Annotated in this window: 23 protein-coding genes; 13 read left to right on the top strand and 10 right to left on the bottom strand. The window is 71.1% G+C overall.

The features are described 5' to 3' along the window. Positions 1-276 precede the first annotated feature (276 nt). The 3 genes from FHS29_RS03860 to FHS29_RS03850 are packed head-to-tail and all read right to left on the bottom strand — an operon-like array spanning position 277 to position 1547. Positions 277-702, bottom strand: coding sequence for an acyl-CoA thioesterase (locus FHS29_RS03860; RefSeq protein WP_184688214.1), 426 nt, complete (start codon positions 700-702; stop codon positions 277-279). Positions 703-712: 10 nt separating this feature from the next. Continuing rightward, positions 713-940 carry a hypothetical protein gene (locus FHS29_RS03855; protein WP_184688212.1) on the bottom strand — a complete coding sequence of 76 codons (228 nt, stop codon included), beginning with the start codon at positions 938-940 and terminating at the stop codon, positions 713-715. 16 nt (positions 941-956) lie between these two features. Further along, entirely contained in the window at positions 957-1547 is a 591-nt protein-coding gene (locus tag FHS29_RS03850) for a TetR/AcrR family transcriptional regulator (protein WP_184688210.1), read from the bottom strand. Between the two features lie 128 nt (positions 1548-1675). On the opposite strand from FHS29_RS03850, the gene FHS29_RS03845 reads away from it, so the two are divergent. Beyond that, positions 1676-2263, top strand: coding sequence for a DUF5753 domain-containing protein (locus FHS29_RS03845; protein ID WP_184688209.1), 588 nt, complete (start codon positions 1676-1678; stop codon positions 2261-2263). A gap of 28 nt (positions 2264-2291) precedes the next feature. On the opposite strand, the gene FHS29_RS03840 is transcribed toward FHS29_RS03845, so the two are convergent. Continuing rightward, a complete protein-coding gene (locus tag FHS29_RS03840; protein WP_184688207.1) occupies positions 2292-2738 on the bottom strand; it encodes a hypothetical protein in 447 nt (148 codons plus the stop codon). Positions 2739-2801: 63 nt separating this feature from the next. Then, positions 2802-3659, bottom strand: a complete 858-nt coding sequence (locus FHS29_RS03835; protein WP_184688205.1) for a hypothetical protein — start codon at positions 3657-3659, stop codon at positions 2802-2804. Positions 3660-4151: 492 nt separating this feature from the next. On the opposite strand from FHS29_RS03835, the gene egtA reads away from it, so the two are divergent. From egtA to FHS29_RS03805, 5 genes are all read left to right on the top strand, one after another. After that, complete coding sequence (gene egtA, locus FHS29_RS03825; protein ID WP_184688200.1) at positions 4152-5390, top strand: ergothioneine biosynthesis glutamate--cysteine ligase EgtA; 1239 nt, start codon at positions 4152-4154, stop codon at positions 5388-5390. Then, entirely contained in the window at positions 5387-6829 is a 1443-nt protein-coding gene (gene egtB / locus FHS29_RS03820; RefSeq protein ID WP_184688198.1) for an ergothioneine biosynthesis protein EgtB, read from the top strand. Before egtA ends, egtB begins: the two co-directional genes overlap by 4 nt. Before the next feature lies 1 nt (position 6830). Further along, on the top strand, positions 6831-7592 hold the full coding sequence (gene egtC, locus FHS29_RS03815) for an ergothioneine biosynthesis protein EgtC (RefSeq protein WP_184688197.1): 762 nt from the start codon (positions 6831-6833) through the stop codon (positions 7590-7592). Next, on the top strand, positions 7589-8563 hold the full coding sequence (egtD, locus tag FHS29_RS03810; protein WP_184688195.1) for an L-histidine N(alpha)-methyltransferase: 975 nt from the start codon (positions 7589-7591) through the stop codon (positions 8561-8563). Before egtC ends, egtD begins: the two co-directional genes overlap by 4 nt. A 155-nt stretch (positions 8564-8718) precedes the next feature. Then, complete coding sequence (locus FHS29_RS03805; RefSeq protein ID WP_184688637.1) at positions 8719-10278, top strand: alpha/beta hydrolase; 1560 nt, start codon at positions 8719-8721, stop codon at positions 10276-10278. 134 nt (positions 10279-10412) lie between these two features. On the opposite strand, the gene FHS29_RS03800 is transcribed toward FHS29_RS03805, so the two are convergent. Continuing rightward, positions 10413-11159 (bottom strand): hypothetical protein, encoded by a 747-nt coding sequence (locus tag FHS29_RS03800; RefSeq protein ID WP_184688193.1) that lies wholly within the window; start codon positions 11157-11159, stop codon positions 10413-10415. A 193-nt stretch (positions 11160-11352) separates the two neighbouring features. Next, on the bottom strand, positions 11353-14169 hold the full coding sequence (locus FHS29_RS03795) for an aconitate hydratase (protein ID WP_312864734.1): 2817 nt from the start codon (positions 14167-14169) through the stop codon (positions 11353-11355). Positions 14170-14322: 153 nt separating this feature from the next. Here FHS29_RS03795 and FHS29_RS03790 point away from each other — a divergent pair, with 153 nt between their 5' ends. Together FHS29_RS03790 and FHS29_RS03785 are read left to right on the top strand one after the other, a co-directional pair. Next, on the top strand, positions 14323-15066 hold the full coding sequence (locus FHS29_RS03790) for an ABC transporter ATP-binding protein (RefSeq protein WP_184688189.1): 744 nt from the start codon (positions 14323-14325) through the stop codon (positions 15064-15066). Further along, positions 15063-15707: a hypothetical protein gene (locus tag FHS29_RS03785; RefSeq protein ID WP_184688188.1), complete on the top strand. Its 645-nt coding sequence runs from the start codon at positions 15063-15065 to the stop codon at positions 15705-15707. The genes FHS29_RS03790 and FHS29_RS03785 overlap by 4 nt, the downstream gene beginning before the upstream one ends. On the opposite strand, the gene FHS29_RS37575 is transcribed toward FHS29_RS03785, so the two are convergent. From FHS29_RS37575 to FHS29_RS03770, 3 genes are all read right to left on the bottom strand, one after another. Beyond that, entirely contained in the window at positions 15704-16957 is a 1254-nt protein-coding gene (locus tag FHS29_RS37575) for an FAD-dependent monooxygenase (RefSeq protein WP_184688186.1), read from the bottom strand. The two genes, FHS29_RS03785 and FHS29_RS37575, sit on opposite strands and share 4 nt — an antisense overlap. Positions 16958-17098: 141 nt before the next feature. After that, positions 17099-18649 (bottom strand): flagellar basal body protein FliL, encoded by a 1551-nt coding sequence (locus FHS29_RS03775; protein WP_184688185.1) that lies wholly within the window; start codon positions 18647-18649, stop codon positions 17099-17101. Next, positions 18646-19095, bottom strand: a complete 450-nt coding sequence (locus FHS29_RS03770) for a hypothetical protein (protein WP_184688184.1) — start codon at positions 19093-19095, stop codon at positions 18646-18648. Before FHS29_RS03770 ends, FHS29_RS03775 begins: the two co-directional genes overlap by 4 nt. Positions 19096-19136: 41 nt before the next feature. Here FHS29_RS03770 and FHS29_RS03765 point away from each other — a divergent pair, with 41 nt between their 5' ends. From FHS29_RS03765 to FHS29_RS03745, 5 genes are all read left to right on the top strand, one after another. Next, complete coding sequence (locus FHS29_RS03765) at positions 19137-19910, top strand: SIR2 family NAD-dependent protein deacylase (RefSeq protein ID WP_184688183.1); 774 nt, start codon at positions 19137-19139, stop codon at positions 19908-19910. A gap of 61 nt (positions 19911-19971) precedes the next feature. Then, positions 19972-20538 carry a carbonic anhydrase family protein gene (locus tag FHS29_RS03760; RefSeq protein WP_184688182.1) on the top strand — a complete coding sequence of 189 codons (567 nt, stop codon included), beginning with the start codon at positions 19972-19974 and terminating at the stop codon, positions 20536-20538. 276 nt (positions 20539-20814) lie between these two features. Next, positions 20815-22116, top strand: coding sequence for an NlpC/P60 family protein (locus tag FHS29_RS03755; protein WP_312864733.1), 1302 nt, complete (start codon positions 20815-20817; stop codon positions 22114-22116). A gap of 111 nt (positions 22117-22227) precedes the next feature. After that, on the top strand, positions 22228-22920 hold the full coding sequence (locus FHS29_RS03750) for a hypothetical protein (RefSeq protein WP_246439791.1): 693 nt from the start codon (positions 22228-22230) through the stop codon (positions 22918-22920). A gap of 614 nt (positions 22921-23534) precedes the next feature. Further along, complete coding sequence (locus FHS29_RS03745; RefSeq protein ID WP_184688181.1) at positions 23535-25259, top strand: long-chain-fatty-acid--CoA ligase; 1725 nt, start codon at positions 23535-23537, stop codon at positions 25257-25259. Positions 25260-25466 lie beyond the last annotated feature (207 nt).

Genomic DNA, 25466 nt, shown 5'->3' with positions numbered 1-25466 from the left:
GCACCCCTTGAACGGCCGAAAACCGCACTGGTGCGGAAAAGGAGAAGCGCGGGCGACCCGCCACGGCGGCGGTGCGGCGGGTCGGCCTCGCGCGCCTTCCAGGATGCCGCACATTCCTGTGGATCAGCTGATGGTTTCCACTATCGGGCGATTTTCCGCCATACCGGTCGCCACCGGGAACCCAGCCGCCCCCGTCGGCGGTTTCGGTCACCGCCCGCACTGCCCGCCCGCCGCGTGCCGAGGCAGCAGCGCGGACTGTGCCGGCGCCGCGGCCGCCTAGCGCTTCGCCGGCCGACGCGGTTCGAACAGCCGGCGGAAGTCTTCCGGGATGGGCGTGTTGCGCAGTTCCGGTGTCCCGATCGACACGTATCGGTTCCAGCCGGTGGCGATCGGGGTTCCGTCCACGTCGGCGTCGAAACCCATGGTCAACGTCGTGGTGCCGAGCGTGCGCACCCGGACGTTGACGCGCAGCAGGTCGTCGAACCGGGCCGGGCTCAGGTAGCGGATGGAGGTCTCGGCCACCACGAAGTCGATGCCGTGCTTCTCCAGCTCCCGGTACGAGCCGAGCAGCGACCGCAGCGTCTCCACCATCGCCGCCTCGAAGAACACCGGGTAGCGGGACGCGTGCACGATCCCCTGCCGGTCGCAGTCGACCGGGCGCACCCGCACCCGGTGCACGTGGGCAGGTCGCGGGTCAGCCATGTCGGTGATCCTATGGGGTCACCCGAACGGCTTTCGACGGTCTCGCCGCGATTACTCCGAGCGTGGCGGCGACCCACTGCGCCACCGCCACCAGCAAGATCACCACGGACGGGTGGAGCCGGACCACCAGCGCCCCGCCCACCGCGCCGGACAGCGCCGCCGACCCGTTGCGGGCGAACACCAGCAGCACCACGGCCACGCCCACCATCTCGTCCGAGAGCCTGGCGAGCCCCGCCACGACGAGGTAGCGGCCGTCAGCCGGTCCGGCGGTGCCGGCGCACGGTCTCCTCCACCAGGTCGAGCACGGGCTCCAGGTCGTCGGCGGGCAGCCCCATCGCGAGGTGCGACACCAGGCCTTCCAGCACCAGCTCCAGGAACGACGTCAGCACGTCGATGTCCACGTCGTCGCGCAGGTTCCCGGCTTCGCGCTGGCGCACCAGCCGCTGCCGGGTCGCGTCGGTGAGCTGCCGCGACCGCTCCGCCCAGCGCCCCCGGAACTCGGGGTCGGTGCGCAGCCGGCGGGACACCTCCAACCGGGTGCCCAGCCAGTCCGCCGGGTGCTCGGCGTCCGGTTCGGGCGCGGACAGCAGGTCCCGCATCACCTGCACCAGGCCCTGTCGGGCGACCACGTCGGCCATCCGGAGCGCGTCGTCCTCGGCGAGGGCGAGGAACAGCGACTCCTTGTCCCGGAAGTGGTGGAAGATCGCGCCCCTGGAAAGCCCGGTAGCCTCTTCCAGGCGGCGTACGGTGGCTCCCTCGTAGCCGTGGCGCGCGAAACACGCACGGGCGCCGTCCAGGATCTGGCGGCGGCGGGCATCGAGGTGGTCCTGGCTCACCCTGGGCACCGGTCGATGTTGCCAGGGCGCGCCGCGGAAATCCAATCAGTACGTACGGATTTGTCGCACTCCACTTTGGAGTGATCTTCGCCTTCCCCGCTCGAACCGCCGGACCGGCCGCACTACGGTGGCGCACCGTGAAGGACATCCGGCTGGGACGGCTCTCGCAGGTGGACGGCGTGCGGCGGGGCATCGACCTGATCGACCTGGTCCGGCTGGCGCACTACGACCACGTCGATCCGGACGGCCCGGAGGCGCTGCGCGCGGCGGAGCGCCGGGCGACCGAGATCGTGTCGTACGACACGCTGGCCGTGCCCGCGCTGCTCCAGACCCCGGAGTACGCGGCCGTCCTGGGCACGGACCCGGACCGCCGGGACGTCCTGCGCCGGCACCTGCCGCCCGCGTGCGAGTTCTTCGTGCACGAGACGGCCCTGCACGCGTGGGTGGGCGACCGGGCCGTGCTGCGCGCGCAGCTCCGGCACCTGGTCCACCACGGCGACGTCCGCCTGGTGCCGTTCACGGCGGGCGCGCGGGCCGAGTTCCGCCACTCGTTCACCCTGCTCCGCTTCGCCGTGGGCGGCCCGGCCGTGCACACCGAGGCGCTGTCCGAGCGCTTCGACGTGGTGGCCCGCTACCAGGAGGCGGTGGCCGTGCTCCGCAGATGTGCGCTGACCGCCGAGGACTCGCGGAGCGCCTTCGCCGCCCGTGCGGAGATCGTCCGGTGAACGATCTCCGCACGCCTTGACGCCCGCGTCAGCAGCTGCCCCACTCGGATGACGCGACGTTGTCGGCGATAGGCTGACCGGATCCGGCGCCCGTGTTGGCCCAGAACGTGATCCGCTGAGCGTTCGCGGGCGGCGGATCTTGCCTGGTGAGGTTGCTCCAGGACGTGCCGCGGCCGATGCACACGAAGGCGCCGGTGTTGTTGACGTCCCAGTGCAGCCAGACGTCGTCGTGGGCTTCGGGCTTGCCGTTGTTCCAGATGTCCGAGCCCTTGTTCTTGCAGACTCCCCAATTGTTTGCTTTCCCGGCCCACGTGCAGTGGGCGCCGCCCGCTCCCGCGAACGGGTGCTCCCACACGTGCAGCAGACCATCCGGCTCGGCCATCGCCCGCCCCTCGGCGGAGGACTGGGCCGGCGGCTGCTCCTCCGCTTGGGCCGACGGCGTCATTGCCAGACCAAGGCCGATAACGGCCGTCACGACAGAAAGTGTTCTCCGCACAGTTCTCACCTTTCGTTTCCTGCGATCAGCGTGATCGGAGGTTCAGCGGGCGCCGTGCTCGACAGCCACAAGGGCCGTGGGCAGCGCGGCGCGCTCCAGTCGGAGCCGGTCCGCGATCTCGGTCCGGTACTGCTCGCGTTGCCGGTCCTCGTACTGGGCATCCAGTTCTCGCGCCACGGCGGCGAATCCGGTGATCCGCCCGCAGATGACCTCGGTGGTCGCGGCTGCGATCTCCTCCGGGCCCTCGGCGCGGAACGCGTCGTGCAGCCTGCCGGGATCGGCGTAGTCGTAACCGCGTTCGGCCATGCAGCGCGCCCACCCCGCCACAGCCACCCGGTATCGCGTGTCCGCGACCACCTGTTCCCGCCGGGCGATCGGCAGAGCGTCGGTCACGGTCATGGCCTGGAACCACGTCTGCAGGTCGCCGTAGAGCTTGCGTTCGGCTTGGGAGGTGCAACTGCGGTCGCTGCGGGTGATCTGGACACCTGTCGGCGAGATCGCTGTCAGACCGTCCGGACTCGGCCCGTTGGCTGCGACCAACGCCTTCGCCAGTTCCGATTCGGGCAGAGCGTCGTAGTACCGCTGGTTGGGGTCGTCCTGCTCCTTCAGTTCGCGACGCAGCGCGTTGCCAAAACCGTGGTCACGTGCCCACGTCTCGTCATCGACCACATAGGGGAATCGCTTGTAGAACGGCATTGGCTGCTCGGGCACTACGGCGTAGCTGAACCCGTTGTCGGCCATACAGGCGCGCATCAGAATCTCCTCGGCTTGATGCAGCAAGCTCTGCTCGGCCGAGTCCAGCGGCTCGGTTGCCGGCGACGGATTTTGGTTCGTGGCGCAGGATGCCGCCAGCACCACACAGACGCAGACGCTCAAGAGCCACCCCACGGTCGCGTTCATCCGCCCTCGATTCATCGCACTGGTGTGGTTCCATGCATAACGAAGCCAAGTTGTTCACGCTCGGCCCAGGCACGTAGATAAACAACTCGTGAACAATCCGGAGAGACGCCACACCCGCGCCCGCACCGGCGCTCACCGCAAAGGTGCCATTCCCGTGCACCGCCTACGACAAACAACGGATTGGACCGAGCCCGGTGGCGGTCTGGAGCTACGGCCATCGCAACGTGCAGGGCGCGGACTTCGACTCGCAGGGCAGGCCGTGGGCCCTCGGAGTTCGGGGGCTGAAGGTCGTCCGGTCCGTCGCAGTCCGCCCGAGATGAAGTACTGCCAGGTCAACCTCGTGGCCGTGGACGGCCGAACTGCCCGGAACCACTCCGCGTACCGGCGGAGAAGACCTCATGTCGTTGGTCCGTAAGGGTTTTGAAGGCGTGCGTGTGTCGGTACCCCCGTGTAGCGTCGAATCGACGAGGATGATCACGGGGAGTATGTAAATTGACTACCGTCCGCAATGCTCCGGCTCCGGGGCCGACTCCGGCGGTCTTCCGGGACCGCCGGGAGGCCGAGGCCTACGTCGCCTCGGTCTGCTTCAAGCACGGTCCACCGAGGCTGCTCGGCGTCGAACTGGAATGGACCGTCCACCACCGAGAAGACCCGGCGAAACCGCTCGACCAGAACGCCCTCGCCGCAGCACTGGGCCGACACGCCCCTCCCACCCTGGTCGCCGACAGCCCCCAGCAACCGCTGCCCGGCGGCACCCCCCTCACCGTCGAACCCGGCGGCCAGGTGGAGATCTCCACCCCGCCCAGCGGCTCGCTGACCGAGCTGCTCAAGACCGTCGCGGCGGACATCGACCACCTCACCGGCCTGCTGGAACCCGCGGGCCTGGTGCTCGGGCACCGCGGCGCTGATCCGCACCGCCCCCCACGCAGGATGCTCCAGGTGCCGCGCTATGCGGCCATGGAGCACGCCTTCGCGCCCATCGGGCCGGAGGGCATCACGATGATGTGCAGCACCGCCGGACTCCAGGTGTGCCTGGACTTCGGCCAAGCGGAGCACCTCTCGTCGCGGTGGGCGGCCGTGCACGCGCTGGGTCCGGTGCTCACCGCGCTGTTCGCCAACTCGCCCGGCGTCGGCGGCCGGCGCACCGACTGGGCCAGTGCCCGGATGCGCACCCTCTACGCCACCGATCCCGTGCGCACCCGCCCGGCGGCGGTGTGCGCGGACCCGGCGGGGGCGTGGGCGCGACGGGTGCTCGACACACCGGTGATCGTGGTGCGAAGACCGGGTTCGAGCTGGCTGCCGCCGCGTCGCCTGACGTTCGCCGACTGGATCGACGGCGCGTTGGAGACCCGGCCCACGGCCGACGACCTGGACTATCACCTGACCTTGCAGTTCCCGCCGGTGCGCCCGCGCGGCTACCTGGAGGTCCGCTACCTGGACACGCCGCCGGACGGCCGTTGGCTGCCACCCGTGGTGTTGCTGGCCGCGCTGTTCAGCGACCAGTCCGTGGTGGACGGAGCGCTGGCGGCCACCGAGACCGCGGCGGGCCGGTGGCTCACCGCCGCGCGCTACGGCCTGGCCGACCCGGTGCTCGCCCGTGCGGCGCGCGACGTGGTGGAGCTGGGCTGCGCGGCGCTGCCCAACACCGACCTGTCCATCGACCAGACCGATGCCATCGCGGAGGAACTGCACCGCACGCTCGCTGAGAAGACCGGAGGGGGCCGTTCATGACCAGCACCGACCACAGCCGCACCGACCACAGCCGCACCGACCACAGCCGCACCGACCACAACCGCACCGACCGCGCCGGCCGTGATCACAGCGACCACGACAGCGCCGGCACCGGCATCGACCGGGACTCCGGGGTGGAAGGCATCCGCGACCGGGTCGCGACCCAGCTCGCCAGGGCGCGGCAGCGCAGCGTCGCGCTCATCGACGCGGTGGACGACCACGACCTGGTGCGCCAGCACTCCAAGCTGATGTCCCCGCTGGTGTGGGACCTCGCGCACATCGGCAACCAGGAGGAGCTCTGGCTGGTCCGCGACGTCGGCGGGCGCGAGCCGGTGCGCCAGGACATCGACGAGCTCTACGACGCGTTCAAGCACGCCCGCTCGGCACGGCCGGAACTGCCGCTGCTCGGACCGGCCGAAGCCCGCCGCTACGTGGGCGAGGTGCGGGACAAGGTGTTCGACGTGCTGGAGACCAGCCCGTTGGAAGGCGGCAGACTCCTCGACGGCGGGTTCGCGTTCGGCATGATCGTGCAGCACGAGCAGCAGCACGACGAGACCATGCTGGCCACCCACCAGCTCCGGGTCGGACCACCCGTGCTGGACGCGTCCCCACCGCCGCGCGGCGGACCGGTCGGCCCGGCTGAGGTGCTGGTGCCCGGCGGCCCGTTCACCATGGGCACCTCCACCGAGGCGTGGGCCCTGGACAACGAGCGGCCCGCGCACCAGGCGTCCACCGACCCGTACTTCATCGACACCACCCCGGTGACCAACGGGGCGTACGCGGCATTCGTCGATGACGGCGGGTACCGCGACCCGCGCTGGTGGTCCGACGCCGGCTGGGCGCACGTGCGGAAGGCGTCCCTCGTCGCGCCGCGGTTCTGGGTGCGCGAGGGCGACCAGTGGTTGCGCACCGCGTTCGGCGTGACCGCGCCGCTGGAGGCCGACCAGCCCGTGGTGCACGTCTGCTTCTACGAGGCCGAGGCCTACGCGAAGTGGGCGGGCAAGCGGCTGCCGACCGAGGTGGAGTGGGAGAAAGCGGCCCGGTTCGACCCGGCGAGCGGCCGGTCGCGGCGCTACCCGTGGGGCGATGAGGAGCCGACCGGGGCGCACGCGAACCTCGACCAGCGGCACCTGTCGCCCGCACCGGTGGGCGCGTACCCGGCGGGCGCGTCGCCGTTGGGCGTGCACCAGCTGATCGGCGACGTGTGGGAGTGGACCAGCTCGGACTTCCGCGGCTACGGCGGGTTCGAGGTGTTCCCCTACGCCGAGTACTCGCAGGTGTTCTTCGGCCCCGACTACAAGGTGCTGCGCGGCGGGTCGTTCGGCACCGACCGGTCGGCGGTGCGCTCCACGTTCCGCAACTGGGACTACCCGATCCGGCGGCAGATCTTCGCCGGGTTCCGCTGCGCGCGGGACGCCTCGCCGGAGGAGCTGGCCTGACGTGTGCCGCCACCTGGCCTACCTCGGCCCCGCCGTGCCCATCGCGGCGCTGGTGCACGACCCGCCGCACTCGTTGCTGCGCCAGTCGTACGCGCCGCGGGACATGCGCGGCGGCGGCACGGTGAACGTGGACGGCTACGGCGTGGGCTGGTACCCCGCGCCCGGCGGTCCGGCGGTGCGCTACCGCCGGACCGGGACGCTCTGGTCGGACGAGAACCTGGCCGCGCTGAGCCGCGTCCTCGTCTCCGGGGCGGTGCTCGCGGCCGTCCGGTCGGCCACCACCGGGATGCCGGTGGTGGAGACCGCGTGCGCGCCGTTCACCGACGGGCAGTGGCTGTTCAGCCACAACGGCCGGCTCACCGGCTGGCCCGGCTCGGTCGCCGACCTGGCGAAGTCGCTGCCGGTCGCCGACCTCCTCACGCTGGACGCGCCCACCGACTCGGCCCTGCTGTGGGCACTGGTCCGGGCGCGCCTGGCGACCGCGCCGCCGGCCGCCGTGCTGGCGTCCGTGGTGTCCGAAGTGGCCGCCGCCGCGCCCGGATCGCGGCTGAACCTGTTGCTCACCAACGGAACCGTGCTCGTCGGCACCACCTGGACGCACTCGTTGTGGGTGCGTTCCGACGACGGCGCGGTGACCGTTTCCTCCGAGCCGTTGGACGACGACCCGCGCTGGCGGGAAGTGCCGGACCGGCACGTCGTGACGGCGACCCTCACCCCGCAGAAGACCACCACAGTGGACGTTCAACCGATGGGACGACGATGACCGAGCCACAGCTGGACGTGCACCTGACACCGGAGGACGCGGTGGTCGCGCTCCGCGCCGAGGCGAGGGCGGGCCTGTCCGCCCAGCCCAAGTGGGTCTCGCCGAAGTGGTTCTACGACGCGGCGGGCAGCGAGCTGTTCGAGGAGATCACCCGGCTGCCCGAGTACTACCCGACCCGCGCCGAGCGGGAGATCCTGGTCGCGCGGGCGGGCGAGATCGCCGAGACGACCGGCGCGCACGCGTTGGTGGAGCTGGGTTCCGGCTCGTCGGAGAAGACCCGGCTGCTGCTGGACGCGCTGCGCGCGCACGGGACGCTCGAGCGGTTCGTGCCGCTGGACGTGTCCTCCAGCGCGTTGACCGAGGCGGCCGGGCAGATCACAGCCGACTACCCCGGCTTGGCGGTGCACGGCGTGGTCGGCGACTTCACCGAGCACCTCGGGCTGCTGCCGGGCGCACCGCCCCGGCTGGTGGCGTTCCTCGGCGGCACCATCGGCAACCTGATCCCGGAGGAGCGGGACAAGTTCTTCACCTCGGTGCGGGACGTGCTGGAGCCGGGGGAGTGGCTGCTGCTGGGCACCGACCTGGTGAAGGACCCGGAGGTGCTGGTGCGCGCCTACGACGACGCGCGCGGCGTCACCGCCGAGTTCAACCGCAACGTGCTGCGGGTGCTCAACCGGGAGCTGGGCGCGGACTTCGACCCGCTGGCGTTCCGGCACGTGGTGCTGTGGAACGCCGACCAGGAGTGGGTCGAGATGCGGCTGCGCGCGTCCCACCCGGTGCGCGCGCACGTGGCCGCGCTGGAGCTGGACGTGGAGTTCGCCGAAGGCGAGGAGCTGCGCACCGAAGTGTCGGCGAAGTTCCGGCGGGAGGGCGTCGAACGGGAGCTGGCCGCCGCCGGGTTCGAGCTCCACCGCTGGTGGACCGACCCCGAGGGGCGGTTCGCGCTGTCACTCGCACGCGTCGTGGGCTGACCGGAGTCGGATGTTCATCCGTTCTGCGGGTGTTTTTCCAACCTCGCGGGTGAGAGCCTCGCGCGACGGCGCCGTGGAACCACGACGAGGGGCGGCGCCGGGAGACGTGAGGAGCGCTACCCGTGAAGCTTGGAAGCAGAGCGCTGGTCGTCGCGATGGCTTTGGGCACCGCCGTGTCCGGCCTCGCGGCGACCGGCACCGCGGTCGCCCAGGAAGCGCAGGGCGCCGCGCCCGTGCAGTGGACCAAGTGCGCCGACGACGTGCTGGCGGAGATCCCCGCCGCGCAGCGGGAGAGGGTCACCTGCGCGAACCACCCGGTCCCGCTGGACCACCGCAAGCCGCGTGGCGAGAAGATCACCATCGCGCTGATGAAGTCGCCCGCCACCGAACCGGCCGGCAAGATCGGCTCGCTGTTCATCAACCCCGGTGGTCCCGGTGGTGCGGGCCTGATCTACTCCGCGTACGGCAGCTCGTTCTTCACCCCGGAGATCATGAAGCGGTTCGACCTGATCGGGTTCGACCCGCGCGGTGTCGGCCGCAGCGCGCCGCTGCGCTGCTTCAAGACCCAGGAAGAGGCGGACGAGGTCTTCGGCCGCATGTCGGCCATCCCGGTGACCCGCACCCAGATCCGCGACACCATGGACGCCACCGAGGACTACACCGACTCGTGCAAGCGGACCGCCGGCCCGCTCCTCCAGCACATGTCCACCGAAGACGTGGCGCGTGACCTGGACCTGCTGCGTCAGGGCGTGGGCGACAAGCAGCTGACGTTCGTCGGCTTCTCCTACGGCACGCTGCTCGGCGCGACCTACGCCAACGTGTTCCCGCAGAAGTCGCGGGCACTGGTGCTCGACGGCAACGTCGACCCGGCGCTGCGCACCTCCAACGGCGCGGAGTACGACCGGCAGCGCGCGCAGGGCTTCGAGCTGGCCCTGGACGCGTTCCTCAAGCGTTGTGACGCCGAGGGCGACAAGTGCGCGTACAGCGAGGGCAACCCGCGCGCCAAGTTCGACGAGGTGCGCGACGCGCTGCGCAAGGAGCCGGTCACCCTGCCGTCCGGTGAGGTCGTCACGCACTCGGGCTACATCGGCCGGGTATCCGGCGACCTGTACGCGCCGACCCGGTTCAAGGCGCTGGCGGCCTGGTTGCAGGCCGTCTACAACGTGCTGCACCCGTCGGCCGCGCCGGCCGTGCAGGCCCTTCCGGAGCTTGCGCCCCCGTTGGCCAACAAGCACGGCATGGCCGACGTCCGGGCGGGCGTCGCGGGTGACGCCGAGTACCTGTCCGACGACTCGTACTACGGCGTGAACTGCACCGACAAGCCGTTCCTGCGGGTGCCGGAGCTGTTCCCGTTCCTGGCCTCGAAGTGGGAGCGCGAGTCGCCCACGTTCGGCCGCCAGCAGGCCGCGTCCGACCTGCTCACCTGCGCGTCGTGGCCGGTCCGGCACCCCGACCGGTACGCGGGCCCGTGGAACAAGCGCACGCCGAACCCGGTCGTCGTGGTGGGCAACTACTACGACCCGGCGACGCAGTACAAGTTCTCCGAGCGGATGGTCCGCCAGTTGGGCAACGCGCGGCTGATCAGCGTCGACGCGTTCGGCCACTGCATCCTGGGTGACAGTGCCGGCGCGGACGCGGCGGTGACCGACTACCTGGTGAACCTGAAGGCGCCGGCGAACGGGCAGGTCTTCCAGCCCAACGCCCAGCCCTTCTAGGCGGTGGCGGTGCGGCTGTCGCGGGTGGACGCGACAGCCGCACCGGTCAGGACCTCGGTGGCACGGGCCGCGACCCGTTCAGCGTGACGGTGGCCGGCGCCGACCCCTCCTGCGGACCGTCATGCTGCGGACCGTCATGCGTCCGTGGCACGTCGTCCCGCCGGACGTGCGCCCACGGCGAACGCCACCGCCGCGCCGGCCAGGATCACCAGCTCCGGGTGGCCGATGCCCGCCGGCTCGGCGACGTGCACGGTGCGGAACTGCTCCTGGGACAGGAACTGCAGACCCGGAGAGGGGGCCGCGGGCGGCGTGAGGTACCAGGCGGCGGCGAGGTACGCGGCGGCCGTGAGCGCGACGGTCGGGCTGCGGGCGCGCCACGCCCAGATCACCAAGCCGAGGCTGACGACCACGGCCATCGCGACGGTGGCGTACCAGTCCCCGCCGGCGTACCAGCTCCCGCCGACGTCGAAGGCGATGCTGATGGACGACTCGTAAGCCCGGCTCATCGTGACGCCGCTGAGGTCGGTGTAGCTCAGGCCGTGGTCGAACCGGTCCTCGTCCCAGCCGGCGGGCCACTCGTCCGAGAGCGTCACCGCGAACACACCCAGACCCGTTGCCAGCAACGGGAACCAGACGCCGGGCCGGCGCGCGTGCAGGTCGTGCGCGGCCAGCAGCAACGCCGCCAGCACCGCCACCACCGCCGGGAACGGCTGCGCGCCGACGAACGCGGCCACGCCGAACGCCACCGCCGCGCAGGCCAGGCGCGGGCTGCGCCACCACCCCGCCACCACCAGCAGCGCGGCGATCCCCGCGAACGCCCCGTACTCCCACAGCGTGCCGAGCAGTCCCACCAGGACCAGCGGCAGCCAGACCGGCTTCACCACACCCACCCCCTGAGGACGGACACCTTAGCGGGGCGGGGAAGCGCCGATCCACCGAAGCCGGTGCGGACGGCGAAGGGGCCGCCCACCGGGTGGTGGACGGCCCCTGTCGTCGGTGCCGGACCGATGATGCCGGACTGCCGGTGTCCGACTGTCGGTGTCGGACTACCGGTGTCGGACTACCGGTGTCCGACTAGCTGCGGACCATCTTGCGCAGCACGTACTGCATGATGCCGCCGTTGCGGTAGTAGTCGGCCTCGCCGGGGGTGTCGATGCGGACCACCGCGTCGAACTCCACCTTCGAGCCTTCCTTCTTGGTGGTGACGACGACCTTCACGGTCTGCGGGATCTCGCCGTCGTTCAGCGCGGTGATCCCGGTGATGTCGAACGTCTCCGTGCCGTCCAGGCCCAGGTCCGCCGCGGTCTGGCCGGCGGGGAACTGGAGGGGCAGCACGCCCATGCCGATCAGGTTGGAGCGGTGGATGCGCTCGAACGACTCGGCGATCACCGCGCGCACGCCCAGCAGCGACGTGCCCTTGGCCGCCCAGTCGCGCGACGAGCCGGAGCCGTACTCCTTGCCCGCCAGCACCACCAGCGGCACGCCCGCCTCGGCGTAGGCCACCGACGCGTCGTAGATGGTGGTCTGCGGCGCCCCCTCTTCGAGGAAGTTGCGGGTGAAGCCGCCCTGGACGTCGTCCAGCAGCAGGTTGCGCAGGCGGATGTTCGCGAACGTGCCGCGGATCATCACCTCGTGGTTGCCGCGCCGCGAGCCGTAGGAGTTGAAGTCCTTGCGCTCCACGCCGTGCTCGGTCAGGTACTTGCCCGCGGGCGAGTCGGCCTTGATCGCGCCGGCCGGGGAGATGTGGTCGGTGGTGACCGAGTCGCCCAGCAGGGCCAGCACGCGGGCACCGGTGATCTCGGTGACCGGCTCCGGCTGCATCTCCATGCCCTCGAAGTACGGGGGCTTGCGGACGTAGGTGGACTGCGGATCCCACTCGAACGTCTTGCCGGTCGGCGTGGGCAGCGACTGCCAGCGCTGGTCGCCCGCGAACACGTCCGCGTAGCCCTTGGTGAAGCCCTCCGGCGAGATGGACGACGCGACGACCTCGGAGATCTCCTGCGGCGACGGCCAGATGTCGGCCAGGTAGACCGGCTCGCCGTTCTGGTCGGTGCCCAGCGGCTCGGTGGTGATGTCCTTGTCCATCGAACCGGCCAGCGCGTACGCCACCACCAGCGGCGGGGACGCCAGGTAGTTCATCTTGATGTCGGGGTTGATCCGGCCCTCGAAGTTCCGGTTGCCGGACAGCACCGACACCGCGGCGAGGTCGCCCTGGGCGATGCCCGCCGAGATCTCGTCCTGCAACGGGCCCGAGTTGCCGATGCACGTGGTGCAGCCGTAGCCGACCAGGTGGAAGCCCAGCTTCTCCAGGTACGGCAGCAGGCCCGCGCGCTCGTAGTAGTCCATGACGACCTTGGAGCCCGGCGCCAGGGTGGTCTTCACCCAGGGCTTGCGCTCCAGGCCCTTCTCCACGGCCTTCTTCGCCAGCAGCGCCGCGCCGAGCATCACCGTGGGGTTGGACGTGTTGGTGCACGAGGTGATCGCGGCGATCGCGACCGCGCCGTGGTCCAGCTCGAACTCGGCGCCGTCCAGGGTCACCTCCACCGGGTTGGACGGACGGCCGTCCGCGCCCTCGGCGGCGGAGTGGAACACGCGCGGCTCGCCGCCCGCGTCGCCGTCGGACACCGCGATCGGGTCGCTGGCCGGGAACGTTTCCTCCACGCTCTCGTCCACGCTGGACTTCGAGGAGTCCTCGGTGTGCGACACGTACGCGCCCAGCGCCTGCCGGAACGCGGCCTTGGCGGCGGTCAGCTCGATGCGGTCCTGCGGGCGCTTCGGGCCGGCGATCGACGGGACGACCGTCGACAGGTCCAGCTCCAGCGTCTCGGAGTACACCGGCTCGCGCGCCGGGTCGTGCCACAGGCCCTGGTCCTTGGCGTAGGCCTCGACCAGCGCGAGCTGCTCGGCGGTGCGGCCGGTCAGCTTCAGGTAGTCGATGGTCTCCCCGTCGATCGGGAAGATCGCGCAGGTGGAGCCGAACTCGGGGCTCATGTTGCCGATGGTGGCGCGGTTGGCCAGCGGCACCGCGCCCACGCCGGAGCCGTAGAACTCGACGAACTTGCCGACCACGCCGTGCTTGCGCAGCATCTCGGTGATGGTCAGCACCAGGTCGGTGGCGGTCGCGCCGGCGGGCAGCTCGCCGTGCAGCTTGAAGCCGACCACGCGCGGGATCAGCATGGACACCGGCTGGCCGAGCATGGCGGCCTCGGCCTCGATGCCGCCGACGCCCCAGCCCAGCACGCCGATGCCGTTGACCATGGTGGTGTGCGAGTCGGTGCCGACCAGGGTGTCCGGGTAGGCCTGCCCGTTCCGCACCATCACGACCCGCGCGAGGTGCTCGATGTTCACCTGGTGCACGATGCCGGTGCCCGGCGGGACGACCTTGAACTCGTCGAACGCGGTCTGGCCCCAGCGCAGGAACTGGTAGCGCTCCTTGTTGCGCTGGTACTCCAGGTCGACGTTGAGCTCGAACGCGTCCGGGCGGCCGAAGATGTCGGCGATCACCGAGTGGTCGATGACCAGTTCGGCCGGCGCGAGCGGGTTGACCTTCGACGGGTCGCCGCCCAACTGGGTGACGGCCTCGCGCATGGTGGCCAGGTCGACCACGCAGGGCACGCCGGTGAAGTCCTGCATCACGACGCGGCCGGGGGTGAACTGGATCTCCGTGCTCGGCTCGGCGGACGGATCCCAGCTGCCCAGCGCGCGCACGTGGTCGGCGGTGATGTTCGCGCCGTCCTCGGTCCGCAGCAGGTTCTCCAGCAGGATCTTCAAGCTGTACGGGAGACGTTCGGCGCCCTCGACCGCGCTCAGCCGGAACACCTCGTACGAGGCATCCCCCACGGTGAGCGTGCCGCGGGCGCCGAAGCTGTCCTTGCTAGCTGGTGCAGTCACGTGAAACTCCATCTGGTGACGCGCAAAGTCGGTTGGGAACTGCTGTCGAGTCTTCCGCACCCTTCGGCGCGGCGCCCTCTCGCCCTAAACAGTACGCGTGTCCTGTATTCCGCTTCAACCCGGCCCTACCTAGGTCGGGGCATCATCACACCCGTGGTCCGCCTTGATCGAATCGGCAAGCGGTACGGCCGCGGGCCGTGGGTGCTGCGCGACGTGACGCTCACCGTGGAGCCGGGTGAGGTGGTGGTGGTCACCGGCGGCAACGGCTCCGGCAAGTCCACCCTCCTGCGCATCGCCGCCGGCCTGAGCCGGCCCACGTCCGGGCGGGTCGAGCGGCCGTCGTCGGTGGGGTACGTGCCGGAGCGGTTCCCACCCGGCGTGAGGCTGTCGGCGCGGGACTACCTGCGGCACCTGGCGGCCGTGCGCGGCGTCCCGGCGCGGTGGGACCTGGTGGAGGCCCTCGGGTTCGTCGGCGGACCCGACGCCCCGATGGCGACCCTCTCCAAGGGCAACACCCAGAAGATCGCCTTGGCGCAGGCGCTGGCCGCCGACGGGCTGCTGGTCCTGGACGAGCCCTGGTCGGGTCTCGATGCCGCGGCCGGCGCGGTCCTCGCCGAGCTGGTGGTCACGGGTGGCGCGGCGGTGCTGCTGACCGACCACCACGGGCACGACCTGACCGGTGCGCGCGAACTGCCGCTGGGGGCGGTGCGGAGCGGGGTGGTGATCGAGCTGGACCGGGTGGGGGAGCTGTTCGACGAGGTCAGCTCGCTGGAAGGGGTGGTCGTGGCACGGGCGGTCGGCGGAGGGGCGCGGGTGGAGGTCGAGTCGGGGTTCAGCGACCTGGTGCTGGCCGAGGCGCTCCGGCTGGGCTGCTCGGTGCGGAGCGTGCGCTCGTGACGGCGTTGGTGCGGTACCTGCTGGCCGACGTCCTGCGCACCCAGCGCTACCTGCCGCCGCTGCTGGTCTTCGCCGCCGTGCTGGCCATGTTCAACGCGGGCGACGCCGGCCCGCCGCCGTCCGCCTACGCCGGCTCGTGCGCCTTCCTCTACCCGGTCGCGACGTGGCTGACCATCGTGATCGCCACCGCCGAGGACCCCGTGCGACGCGCGGTGACCGTGACCACCGCCGGCTGGGGCCGAACCCAGGCCGCCGTGACCGTGCTGTCCTGCGCGGCCGTGACCGTCGTAGCGCTGTTCGCGGCCCTGGTGCCGGTGCTGACCCAGTCACGCCCCTACCCGCCGGCCACCGTCGCGCTGGGATTGGCGTCGCTGGTGGTCTGCGGACTCACCGGGGTGGGGGTGGGCGTGCTGTGCGCCCGTCCCGTCATCACCCGCCCCGGGTGGTCCGTGCTTGCCGCCACCGCGCTGGTCGTGCTGGCGTTCCTGTTCGGTCGGACGCCTCCGATCGGCAACCTGCTCGGTGCCCTCGGCCACGAGACCGGCCTCGCCGGCGACCTGGCGGTGTCGGGCGTCTGCGCGGTGGTGCTCCTGGTGGGCGCGACGCTCGCCGCCCGGACCCTCGGACCGCGCCGGAACTAGCCCAGCACCCGGTCCAGGTACGCCACCACCTCGGCCGGGTCCGGGGTGACCGCACCGAGGTAGCCGTCCGGGCGGACCAGCAGGAGCGTGCCCGCGGAAGCGCCGTAGGCCGCTGCGATGTGCCCCTCGTCGTCGACCACGGTGTGCGCCCGCACGTACGGGTGTGCGTCGCGGACGTAGGCCACGGCGTCGTCCGCCTCCACTCCCACCACCGTGAACTCCGGGCCGCGCAGCAGGTCGGAGATCCGCGCGGGCGTGCCGTCCGGGAGAGCGCAGGGCGCGTCGGGCGCGTGGTCGCCGGCCCGTTCGCCGACGCCCGCCAGCGGACCGCCCCGGTAGTCCGGCCCCGGCCGCGACGTCCCGTCGTCCCGCTGCCCCGGCCGGTGCGCCCGCGGGTCCTGCCCGTTGCTCACGGCCGGCGGCCACGAGGCGATCGGCAGCCGTTCCGCCTGGTAGGTGTCCAGCAGTTCCCCGCCCGCGCCGGTCAGTACCGCACCCAGCTTCCAGCCCAGGTTGTAGGCGTCCTGGATGCCGGTGTCCATGCCCGACCCGCCCGCCGGCGAGTGCACGTGGGCCGCGTCGCCCGCGAGGAACACCCGGCCCACCCGGTAGCGGTCCACCATCCGCACGGTCGCCCGGTAGCACGGCATCCGGGCGGCACCCCAGGCCACGATGTCCGACCGCCCGATGCGCTGACGGTCCCGCCCGCCGCCGACGACCAGCCGCTGGTCCTCCCGCGTCCCGCCCGCGAACCCGACGCCGAGGTGCTCACGCACGTAGCTGCGCGCACCGTCGCAGCCCACGAGGTACGCCGCCCGCGTCGGCTCCCCGCCCACCACGGCGGTCACGCCCTGCCCGTCCTGGTCGTAGTCGGTCACCGCGACGCCGTACTCGACCCGGCCGCCCAGCTCGCCCAGCCGGTCCCGCAGGCCCTGCTCCACCCGGAACCCGGGGATGATCACGGTGCTCGCGTACGGCGTCGGCCGGCAGTCCTCGTCCATGTCCCAGCCGGCCGGCCCCCCGCCCCCGTCGTGGCCCCGCAACCGCACGCAGGACCGCCCGTCCGCGAGGACCACGCCCAGGTCGTGCAGCACCTCGATGGCGCGCGGCGGCAACTCTTCGCCGCGCGACGCGGTGGAGGGCCCGCGGGCCCGGTCCACCAGTCGGAAGTCCACGCCCCGCCGGGCCAGGTCGACGGCGAGGGTGAGGCCGGTCGGTCCGGCCCCGACGATCAGCACCTGAGTGTCCATGGCGGACACCCTGGACCGCCCCGCTGCCAAACCGGTGTCAGCGCGGTGTCACCGCGATGTCGTCCGGTCCGGACGTGCGAGAACCCCCGCCGGAACGGATCCGGCGGGGGTTCTCGCGGAGCGCTGTCCGCGGCAGTGGGACTACTTGGCGAGCTTGAGCAGCTCGTCGATGTCCTTCGGCTCCAGACCGCGCAGCAGCGTCAGGAAGATCTCGCTGTAGCTGCGGATCGGGCTGACGTACCACTTGCCGTCCACCTCGGTGGTGACGACGCCGAGGCCGTCCTTGAGCACCTGCGCGCCGACGCGGGCGATGACGTCCACCGCGGCGGGCGGGACGTTGCGACCGCCCTGCTGCTCCACCAGCTGCGCGATCTCGTCCGCGCACAGCCGCTGTGACTGGCCGTCGGCCTTCGCGGTGTAGCAGTCGCCGTCGCGGGAGACCTCGCCCTTCTTGCCCTTGACCTCCAGGACGAGCTTGCGCACGGTCAGCTGCTTGCCGCCGGTCACGTCCTTCGAGTCGGTCTCCAGCTCGACCAGCTTCGCGCCGGTGTCCGGCACCCGGCCGATCTGGTCCAGGATCACCGGGCCGACGTCCTGGATCACGCCCATCTCGTCCGGCGGCAGCAGCGCGATGACGCCCTTGACGTCACCGTTGAGCGCCTTGTCCACCATGCCCTTGGCGGCCGCCTCCGGCGAGTCCGCGCCGGCCGGCGCGATGCCCTGGGCGGGCCACTTGAGGTCCTCTTCCTCCAGCGCGGCGTTGGCGAGCGTGTAGAACAGCGACGGGTACCAGTCGTCGCCGACCTTGATCGTCGCGATGCCGATCGGCTTGCCCTTGCGCTTGTCCTTCTCCTTGGCGAAGTCGAGCGTCTCGGTCTCCGGCTCCTGGTCCAGCTTCGCGCCCAGCGCCTTGACCAGCTTGTCGGTCAGCGGGACCTGCTTGACGTCCGAGGTGACCGTGATCCTGCCCTCGGTGACCTTGTTGATGGTCAGCCGGTCGTTGACCTTCTCGGCGGCGGCCTCGTCGAACTTGATGCCCTCGCTCTTGATCTGGACGCCGCTGATCTTCTGCGGGTCCGCCTCCTTCTTCAGGATCTCCAGCCGCTTGGCCTCGCTGACGGTGGCCTCGGTGTAGTCCTTGCTCAGCTTCGCCTCGGCGGGCGCCAAGCCGTTCATGATGCCCAGGACGTCGCCGCTGCCCAACGCGCTGAGCAGGTTGTTCGCCGCGGTCTGCGGGTTCTCCGAGCCGGCCGCGACCGAGTCCGAGCTGCGCAGCGCGCGCACCGTGAAGAACGTGCCCGCCGCCAGCGCCAGGACGGCCACGATCGCCGTGACCACCAGGCCGGTGCGCTTCTTCTTCGGCGGCTCACCGCCCGCGTAGCCGTAGGGCTGCTGGCCGAACGGCTGCTGCGGGCCGCCGAACTGCTGCTGCTGGTAACCCTGCTGGGGAAAGCCCTGCGGACCGGTCTGCGGGTAGCCCTGCTGTGGCTGCGGGCCGGTCTGGGGGTAGCCCTGCTGCGGCTGCGGACCGGTCTGCGGGTAGCCGCCCTGCTGGCCACCCTGCTGCGGGTAGCCGGGCTGCTGCTGGGGGTGACCCTGCTGCGGCTGCTGCTGCCACCCGCCCTGCTGGGGCTGGCCGTACGGGTTGTTCTGCGGCGGCCATTCGCCTCCGCCGCCACCTGGGTAGCTCACGGTGCTCCTCCTGGACTGATCGCTGTGCGGGTTTTCGCGGTGAGCACGGTGATCGCACCCGCGACCCCCAGCACGGCACCACCGAGGGTGACGACCGGTCCGATCAGGCTGATCCCGACCAGCGAGCCCTCGTTGCCCCCTTGGACGGCGGCAAGGGCCGCCACCGTTCCCGCAATCGTGCCAAAGAGCAGGGCCAGACATGCAGCGATCCGCGGAAGTCGCAGCAGCCAGAGCACCACGCAACACACCGCCAACGGCGTTACGCCCACCCACACGCCCCGGACCACCTCACCCGACGGGCCGTCCAACCCCGCGAAACCACGCAGCGCGAGCACCTCGTAACTGTCCCTCGTGACCGATCCCGATCGCAGCCACGGCAGGAACGTCCCCGCCACGCCTGTGACCAAGCCGACAACCCCGAGCACCGCGCCCCATGTCCTCCGCACGCGGCAATGCTCGCAAACATCCGGCGTGGAATGGTGGAGGAATGGACGCACGGGAGGCGATGGCCGCGGCGCGGCGGATCACCGTGCTCACCGGCGCGGGGGTGTCGACGGACTCCGGCATCCCGGACTTCCGGGGGCCGTCCGGGCTGTGGACGGCGCTCGGGCGTGAGTTCACGCTCGACGGCTACCTGACCGATCCGGCCGTGCGGCGGGCGGCGTGGCGGTCCCGGCTGCGGCATCCGATGTGGACGGCCGAGCCGAACGCCGCGCACCGCGCGTTGGCGGGGTTGGAGCGGGCCGGGCGGGTGCGGGCGCTGCTGACGCAGAACGTGGACGGGCTGCACCAGCGGGCCGGGTCTTCGGCGGTAGTCGAGCTGCACGGGTCGCTGTTCGGGACCGTGTGCGTGCACTGCGGTGCGGTGGGTGCGATGAGCGACGCGTTGGCGCGGGTGGGTGCGGGGGAGGATGACCCGGATTGCCTTGTGTGCGGAGGGGTTCTGCGGTCCACGACGGTCGCTTTCGGCCAGGCGTTGGACGCGGGCGTGCTGCGGGCGGCGAGGACGGCGGCGCTGGACTGCGAACTGATGCTGGTGGCCGGGACGTCGTTGTTGGTGGAGCCGGCCGCGGGGTTGGTCGGGCTGGCGGCGCGGACGGGGGCGGCGGTGGTGATCTGCAACGCGGAGCCGACGCCGTACGACGGGGTGGCGGCGGCCGTCGTGCGCGGTCCGGTGGGGGAGTCGTTGCCGGAGCTGGTGTCGGTGCCCGTGGTGGAGTCCGGGCCGTTGCGGACGTGGGGCGACCCGAGTACCTGGTGACCACCCTTCGGTGATCGTCTTTCACCCGCCCGGGAAGGGCGCGGGCTGGGAAGATGATCACATGGCGGACCAGCAGTCACCGATCAACATCATCGACCGCGACGCCGTCCAGGTCTACGGCTCCCGGCTCGACGTGCAGTGGTCGCGTGGTGTGCAGCGGTTCGACGTCTCGGTGGAGGCGGACGGGCACCGCTTCCACCCGCACGACCGGAACTCGGTGAGGCTGGGTGCGGACCAGTTCCACCTGGAAAACGTGCACTTCCACCGGCCCAGCGAGCACTGGGTCGACGGTGCGCGGCAGGAGGCCGAGCTGCACGCGGTGCACATCCGCGCCGACGAAGGCGTCCGGCTGTGCGTCCTCGCGGTCTTCCTGACGGTCGAGGCGGGTGGCGGGGCCGAGCCGCCGGAGTCGTTCGACCTGCACGCCCTGCTCCCCGGGGACGGGTCGTTCTACCGGTACGAGGGCTCGCTGACCACGCCGGGCTTCGACGAGACGGTGAGCTGGGTCGTCATGAAGGACCGCGTCCCGGTGTCGGACGCCCGTCTCGCCGGCTTCATCCGGACCCGCAGCGACAAGGCCCGCGTCCCGCAGCGGCTCAACCGGAGGTTCGTGCTGTCGTCCTCGTGACGCAGGCGGACGTGCGGACGCCCCCGCCACCATCAATCGCACGTCCGGCACGACGACCCGCCCCAAGGGCGTCCAGCTCGGGAGCCGTACTCGGTCGACCTGGACCGCAAGGTCGACTAAAGGTGGGTTTACCACCACTCATGTGACCCGTGTGGGTGAAGTGATTGCTGGGTCAATTGGAAACCTTGGTGCTGTAGTGGCACAGTCTCGGAACGTGTCCGGATGACGCTATTCGGTGGAATCCTGATCGGCCGAGCGGGTGGGAGGACGGGTGTCGTGGCTCGTTGGGTGATCATGGTCGTCGCGACGTTGCTCCTCTTCCCCGGCGTGGCCCCGGCGGTCCCGCCACCACCGCCCAACCCGAGTGACGGCGAGATCAGCGCCGGTCGCGAGCAGGCCGACGCGAAGGCCGCCCGGGTCGGCGAGCTGACCGGTCAGCTCACCGAGGCGGAAGCGCGGCTGCAACGGCTGACCGACGACGTGGCGTTCAAGATGGAGCTGGCCAACAAGGCCCGCGTCGACCTGGACACCGCCCGGGACGAGGCCGCGAAGGCCGAGCAGGACGCCGCCACCGCCCGCACCGAGGCCGAGGTCGCGGGCAAGGCGGTGGACGACGCGCGCCGGGAGCTGGACGAGTTCGCCGCCGCCAGCTTCCAGCAGGGCAGCACCATCGGGTCGCTGTCGGCGTACTTCGGTGCGTCCAGCCCCGAGGACCTGCTGGCCCGGTCCAGCATGTTGGCCGCGGTCGGCGACTCGGGCCTCAACGCCCTGGACGACGTGGAGCGGGCCAGGGCGGAGCAGGCCAACAAGGACTCCGCCGCCCGTGCCGCGCTCGACCTGGCGAACCAGAAGCAGGTCGCCGCCGAGCAGGCCGGGAGGGACGCCGACGCGGCCCGGCAGGCTGCCGTGCAGGCGCAGCAGGACCAGGCCGGGCAGGCCGCCGCGATCGAGGGCGACAAGACCAGGGTCGAAGGCGAGCTGGCGCAGGCGCTGACCGCCGTGGAAGGCCTGGAAGGTCAGCGCGCCCAGTACGACCAGTGGCTGGACGACAAGCGCCGCGAGGAGGAGGAAGCCGCCCGGCAGGCCGCGCTGAACGCGGCGAAGCCCGCAGCGAAGCCTGCCGCGCCCGCCGCCCGTCCCGTGGTGACAGCACCCAGCGGGGGCGGCGTGGAAACCGTCGTGGCCCGCGCGATGGAGCACTTGGGCGTGCGGTACTCGTGGGGCGGCGGCAACTACGACGGCCCGACGGTCGGCATCCGCGACGGTGGCGTCGGCGACTCCTACGGCGACTACTACAGCGTGGGCTTCGACTGCTCGGGCCTGATGATGTACGCGTTCGCGGGCGTCGGCATCTACTTGGCGCACTACAGCGGCTACCAGTACAACGCCGGCCGCAAGGTGCCGCTCGACCAGGCGCAGCGGGGCGACATGCTGTTCTGGGGTCCGGGCGGTGGCACGCACGTCGCGCTCTACCTGGGTGGCGGCATGATGATCGAGGCCCCGTACTCGGGTTCGTGGGTCCGTATCGCGCCGGTCCGCTACGGCGGCATCATGCCCTACGCGACCCGCCTGCTCTGATCCGTTCGAGCTGCGGGTTCTCGAGAACGGCTGTCCGGTCACGCCGGAGCCGGGGAACGCGCGCCGAAGCAAGATCACCACGGTGCCTGGCGATGTGCTAGCTTCCGCAGAATGCCTGGAGGTTCGACGCACGGCCGTGCACCGGTCACGTTCGCCAAGGCGTTCGTGGCGTTGGTCTACGTGTTGGCGGTTTCCCTTCTCGGTTCCGGTGCGGTCGCTCACGCGGACGCGTCGGAGGCCGGAGCGCCGGACCGGGTGAACACCGCCTCCGCCGACGCAACGGCGTCCGGGCGGGGCTGTGAGTGCGAGACCCCGTCGATCGACCGGTTCCAGCAGTGGCTCGCGTCCGGCGAGGGCACCACCGTCCCGCCGACCGGCAGCCTGCTCGTCCGCGAGCGGCACGGGTATGCGGCCAAGGTGGCCTTCCTCAACGCCGAGTGGCACGTGATCGTCGTGTGGCTCGGCAACGAGTTCGAAGCGCAGGCCGACCTCTCCAGGTCGTCCGGCTTCTGGCTGACCTACAGCGCGACCGACGACCTCTACGTCCAGTTGCGCCCGGCCTCGCACTGGAGCGGCGGCGACAAGTGGCTCACGCTGGTGCCGTCGACCGGCGGGAAGCTGGTGCGGAAGTTCTTCAGCTTCTCGCCCGACAGGTGGACGTGGCTGCCCGAGTTGGGCAAGCCGTCGCACTCGTTCGCCTCGGCGCTGGGCGAGGCGCGCGGCCTGGTCTTCGTGGGCAAGACCCCGAACAGGCTCGACTTCCGCGGCCTGCGCGTCAACGGGTACCGGCCGCCGTGCCTGTGAGCACCCACGAAGCGTGCTACCGGTAAATCCCTGTCGTTCCGCAGGCGTGGACCCGATGTGCATGGGCAGTCGAGAGTTCGACAGCGCGGACCGGCGGGGTCGCGGGCGCGGACTGTGCGGGGCCGTACCGGTCATGCCATGCTGAGGTCGAACATAGGGGTGCGTACAGCCCGCCGGTAGGGCGCATTCGTTGTCAGGCGTCGTTTTTGTTGCGCATGACGTACCGGGCGCACAGCGGAGGCGAGTTGCGGCTTCGCGCCCCCTGCGCACTACCAATGCGATAATCGCCTCTCATCTCACGTGGAAGCCGGCAGAAGAGCCGCGTTCACGTGGGGCGATTCGAGACGCCGAGCACCCCCTCATCCGGCTTTTCCGTGCGCCGGCGCCGATTGAGGGGTGCTCGGCGGTGTCGACCGGGACGGCCCAGAACCGCTGGTGAAGAGCAGTGGAATGCCGCCTGCCACCGGCTTCGCGAATTCCGGCCGGCGGCCACATGAGACCGCCGCATCGGCTTGCCGGTGGAGAGAGCCCGGGAATAGTTTTCGTGCCAACGGTCGCGCCGCCCTCGACGAACCGTCACCCCTGACGCAGGCACCGAATTCCGGAGGCAGGCTATGTACAGCACGATGCCGGACGCTCCACTCACCCTCGCCCGCATCCTGCGGTACGGCGCCACGGTTCATGCTTCCTCCAATGTCGCCACGTGGAACGGGAAGGGGTTCGACAGAAGGAGTTACGCGGAAATCGGCGAACGGGCGGCTCGTCTGGCACATGCGCTCCGCGACCGGCTGGGTGTGCGCCCCGGTACCCGGGCGGAGAGCGAACAGAGCGTCATCGGCACCCTCATGTGGAACAACGCTCGTCATCTCGAGCTCTTCGTCGGGGTTCCCGCGATGGGTGCCGTGCTGCACACGCTGAACTGGCGCATGCCCGCGGACCAGCTGGCCTACACCATCGGCCACGCGGGTGACGAGGTGATCATCGTGGACGCGGGCCTGACGGAGTTGCTCGCCCCCGTGCTCGCGCGGTTGCCGGAAACCGTGCGGCACATCGTCGTTGCCGGTCGTGGCGGCCGTGAGGCGTTGTCCGGATTCACCGGTGAAGTGCACGACTACGAGCAGCTGATCAGCGGCCACCCCGGCGACTACCCCTGGGAGGAGCGGCTGGACGAGCGCGCCGCCGCGATGATCTGCTACACCACCGGCACCACCGGAAAGCCCAAGGGAGTGGTCTACAGCCACCGCTCGATATACCTGCACACCTTCCAGGTGCTGACGCCGAGTCATTACAACATCAGCCCGCACGACACCCTGTTCCCGATAGCGCCCATGTTCCACGCCGGTGGGTGGTGCATCCCGCACGCGGCCCTCTTCACGGGCGCCGAGCTGTTGCTGCCCGATCGTTTCACCCAAGCCGCATCGCTCGCCCACATGATCGACCAGGGTCGGCCCACCTTCAGCGCCGCCGTCCCCACCGTCTGGTCCTCGCTCTTGGAGGAACTGGACACCGGCACGTACGACACCCGGAGCCTGACTCGGGCGTACGTGGGCGGTTCCGCCTGTCCGCCCGCCTTGATGGCCGCTTACCGGGACCGGTATTCCATCGAGCTCCTGCAGGGCTGGGGGATGACCGAGACCATGGGGCTGGTCAGCGCGGCGGTGCCGCCTCGAGGGGTGGGTGCCGACGAGGAGTGGGCCTTCCGCGTCAGCCAGGGGCGGTTCCCGCCATCGGTGGAGTTCCGGCTCGTCGGCCCGGACGGCGCCGCGGCGCCCCACGACGGTGTGGCCACCGGAGAGCTCCAGCTCCGCGGCCCCGACGTGACCTGCGCCTATCACGGCGGCGACGAGGCTTCCCAGGAGCGGCCGGCGGAGTACTTCACCGCGGACGGCTGGCTGAGGACCGGCGATGTCGGCGCGATCACGGCGAACGGCTACCTGAGGCTGACCGACCGGGTGAAGGACGTCATCAAGTCCGGCGGCGAGTTCATCTCCAGCGTGCGACTGGAGAACACGCTGATGGAACACTCCGCGGTGATCGAGGCCGCCGTCGTCGCGGTGCCCGACGACCGTTGGGGCGAGCGTCCGCTGGTCGCCGTGTCGCTGCGCCACGGTGGCATCGATCCGGCGGAACTGCGTGACTTCATGGCCGAACGCCTCGACGCGTGGATGGTGCCCGAGCGCTGGGCGGTCCTGCCGACGGTGCCCAAGACCTCCGTGGGCAAGTACGACAAGCGAGCCATCCGGGACCAGTACGTACGCGGTCTGCTCTCCATCGTGCGGCTCGGCAGGCACCACGGCGACCGACACACCACCAAGCAGCCGGGACTCATCGGCATGTGACGCCCGCCCGCCGTTCTGCCTTCGCCTGGTTTCCAGGGGAACGGCCTTCGACTGCCCGCACGCGGCCGGGGACCGCCGGGTTCGCGGCAGCGGCTCCACAGGCACATCGCGCTGGAGGGCGGCTTCCTCGGCGGCCGAGTGCTCTCCCGCCGGGTCACCGGCCGCGCTCTTGCCCCGCGACCCGCTCTTGCCCGCGACCCGCTTTGG

Origin of the sequence: Saccharothrix tamanrassetensis (assembly GCF_014203665.1) — a bacterium.
Classification (GTDB): domain Bacteria; phylum Actinomycetota; class Actinomycetes; order Mycobacteriales; family Pseudonocardiaceae; genus Actinosynnema; species Actinosynnema tamanrassetense.
This window is presented reverse-complemented; position numbering and strand designations above follow the sequence as displayed.